A 3452-nucleotide genomic window follows, 5' to 3' on the forward strand; every position below is an offset into this window, starting at 1 on the left:
CAAAATGACTTTGCTTTTATATAATCTATCGGCAGAAATAATAAAATTATTTTTAATTAATTTATGTGATTATGAAGTAAAATACCTATATAAATAAGCTACTTCCTTTGAATCGTTTTCAAAAATGAAAAATTAAATAGATGCTATGTTATTGGCATATTTATTGCTATATAGTAAAGTGAAGATCTTCAAATAAAAAATAGGGTTAATTATGTATTAGGAGGTACTAAATAATGTACGGTAAATTACAATCAGAATCAAATAAAGTTTACAAAATTGACGATGTCCCACTTAATAAGTTCCACATGAGAATTACAGCTCTTACTTTCGGTGCTAACTTTTCTGATGGATACTCACTTGGAATAATTGGTATTGTTTTAACATTAATTGGGCCACAAATGAAATTAAATTCAGTGTGGACAGGTTTGCTTGGAGCATCTGCCTTACTCGGCCTTTTCTTTGGAAGTTTGCTATTAGGAGGGCTCGCTGACAGAGTTGGGCGTCAAAAAATATTCATCACGAACTTTTTAATCGTTACTGTGTTCTCTTTCCTACAATTCTTTGTAAATAGTCCAGAAATGCTGTTTATAATAAGAATTTGTATAGGTTTGGCTTTAGGTGGAGACTATGCTGTTGGCTCTACTTTGCTTGCAGAGTTTGCACCAAAAAAATATCGTGGCTTATTAATGGGTTCATTGAATGTTTTATGGACATTCGGCTATGTTGCAGCAACATTTGTAGGTTACTATTTACAAAAATACGGAAATCCCGGTAGCAACTGGCGTTGGATGTTAGTAAGCGGTGCAATTCCAGCTGCTATCGTGCTTGTTCTTAGAATTGGAACCCCAGAATCACCTAGATGGTTAATAAGCAAAGGCCGCGCAGAAGAAGCTCGCAATATTGTAACAAAATATCTTGGAGCTAACGTTATTATTGATGAAACAGTCTCTCATGCGACCAACTATAAAACTTCAGATTTGTTTAAGAAAGATTTATTGAAACGCACACTATTTGGCGGTGTTTTCTATTTATGTAACGTATTGCCTTATTTTGCCATCTACACATTTTTACCAACTATTTTAGAGAGAATGAATTTTGGGGAGTGGAGTTTCACAGTTGACACAACACTTAATTTGTTCTTGCTTATAGGATCTATTGCTGGCTTGTGGATGATTGAAAAATTTACACGCAGAGGCTTTACGATTTATTCTTTCATAATCCTTGCGATTTCATTAGTTGTGTTAGTTTTATTGCCAGACAATGCGAAAGTTTTATCTCTCGTAATATTTAGCTTCTTTACCTTCGTTATGTCTGCTGCTTCAAATCTTACTTTGGTTTATCCTGCGGAAATCTTTCCAACAGAGGTTCGTGGTGCAGGTGTTGGTGTCGTAACTGCTATCAGTCGTATTGGTGCTGCACTAGGAACATTTGCTTTGCCAGTTGTTCAAGGTAAATGGGGTATTAATGTTGCCATGTATAGCATGGGAGCAGTGCTGTTAATTGGTGCAATTGCTTCAATTCTGTGGGCACCTGAAACGGGAAAACTGTCACTTGAAGATATTAGCCACTAAATCAAACATTTTCCAAAATTATATCTTTCATATGAAAAGATTATAAAGAAGGGTTTGAATGGATATTGAAGGTAGCAAAGCAAGGGTTAGAAGAAGCTAAGTTTCAGTTAGAAAATAGATATAAAACTGGAGATATGATAGAAGGGAACAAAGTACATTATATTCCTATTGCAGCAGATGGATGTGGGCACATAGGAGTATTTAATTTAGATAAAGAGGTGACAGAATTGGAACTATTTAAGGAAAAAATTAAGAAAGTAACATTAGGAGATATGAAAATCACTTTAGAAGAGTTTGTTGCGGTTTCAAGATACGGTGCAAAAGTTTCTTTTTCATCTTCCTACTCAGAAAAAGTAAGTAGATCAAGAGAATTAGTCGAAAAATTTCTAGATGAGAACAGAGTAATTTATGGCTTGACTACAGGCTTTGGAGACAACTGTAATAAAATCATCTCGCCAGAGGATGCAGTTGCCCTTCAGAAAAACATAATAAGATCTCATGCTTGTTCTGTAGGCGAACCTTTAGAAAAAGAAATTGTTAGAGGAATTTTATTAATGATGCTTCTAAATTTAGGGCAAGGGTATTCAGGTGTGCAACTTAGCACTTTAGAGATGATTGCTGAGCTATTAAATAATAATATAACGCCATTTTCTCCAGGACAAGGATCTGTTGGATACCTAGCGGTAGAGGCTCACATTAGTATGGTATTAATAGGTGAAGGAAAAGCTTGGTATAAAGGAGAGCTGCTAGAAAGCAGAAATGCATTATCAGCAGCTGGAATTGTACCAGTTGAACTAGGCTGCAAAGAAGGGCTTGCCTTGGTATCAGGAACAACTTCAGTTACAGCATTTGCAGCGCTAGCATTATATGATGCAATAAAGGCAGCAAAAACGGCGGATATAGTTGGAGCTATGAGTTTAGAAGCCTTAAGAGGTACTGTTAAAGCTTTCGATCCGAGATTGCAGTCCGTAAGACCACATGAAGAACAAGCAATGACCGCTAAAAATATTTTAAGAATACTGAATAAAAGTGAAATTGCTTTAAAATATAAAGATTACAGACTTCAGGATGCTCTTTCCTTGAGGTGTATACCACAGCTTCATGGGGCTGCTAAGAAAACCCTAAAGGATGCTGCAAAAACTATATTTATTGAAATGAACTCCTGTTGTGATAACCCTATTATATATCCTATTGATAATGATGGAATAGCATTAATGGGATGTAATGCAGATGGATCTTATGTAGGAATAGAAGCAGATTCCAGTTGCATTGCAATGACAGCTATTGCAAAAATGTCTGAAAGAAGAATAGATAGGCTTGTTAACCATCATGTAAGTGAGTTGCCAGCATTTTTGATAGAAAAATCAGGACTAAACAATGGTCTTATGATTCCTCAGTATACCGCTGCAGGGTTACTTGGAGAAATGAGGATATTGTCAACTTCATCAACAATAGATAATATTCCAACTTGTTGTAATCAAGAGGATTATGTGAGTATGAGTTATAATGCTTCATTAAAAGCATATAAGTGCTCAAAGCTTTTGGAGAATATACTTGCTATTGAACTTTTGAATGCTGCTCAAGCGCTAGAATTTTTGAAACCATTAAAGCCATCTCCAGCTACAGAAGCAGTATATAGCTTGATTAGAAAAGAAGTGCCTAAATTGGAAGAGGATAAGTACATTTATCCATTTATTAAGTATATACAGGAACAAATACATGAAGGAAATGTTTTGAAAGTAGTGGAAAAAGTTATAGGTGATTTGGAATTTTAGTAAAACACAGATTGTCTTTAGTATAGACATCCACGGCCGACACTTAACTTATGCTCCGGGATATATTGACATTAAAGACAATCTGCATTAATATGTAATAAAGTAA

At 35.1% G+C, this 3452-nt stretch carries 2 protein-coding genes; both read left to right on the forward strand.

From position 1 onward, the window contains the following. Nucleotides 1–233 precede the first annotated feature (233 nt). Nucleotides 234–1571, forward strand: coding sequence for an MFS transporter (locus I6U48_RS29225; RefSeq protein WP_218324032.1), 1338 nt, complete (start codon nucleotides 234–236; stop codon nucleotides 1569–1571). Nucleotides 1572–1636: 65 nt separating this feature from the next. Then, the gene (locus I6U48_RS29230; protein WP_281421864.1) at nucleotides 1637–3346 is read left to right on the forward strand and encodes an HAL/PAL/TAL family ammonia-lyase; all 1710 of its coding nucleotides are present in this window, start codon (nucleotides 1637–1639) and stop codon (nucleotides 3344–3346) included. Nucleotides 3347–3452 lie beyond the last annotated feature (106 nt).

This window comes from Clostridium thailandense (genome assembly GCF_019207025.1).
In the GTDB taxonomy this organism is placed as follows: domain Bacteria; phylum Bacillota; class Clostridia; order Clostridiales; family Clostridiaceae; genus Clostridium_AM; species Clostridium_AM thailandense.

Bases quoted from the DNA above. Each gene is read 5' to 3' on its own strand.
- I6U48_RS29225 (WP_218324032.1), top strand. From the start codon at position 234: ATGTACGGTAAATTACAATCAGAATCAAATAAAGTTTACAAAATTGAC.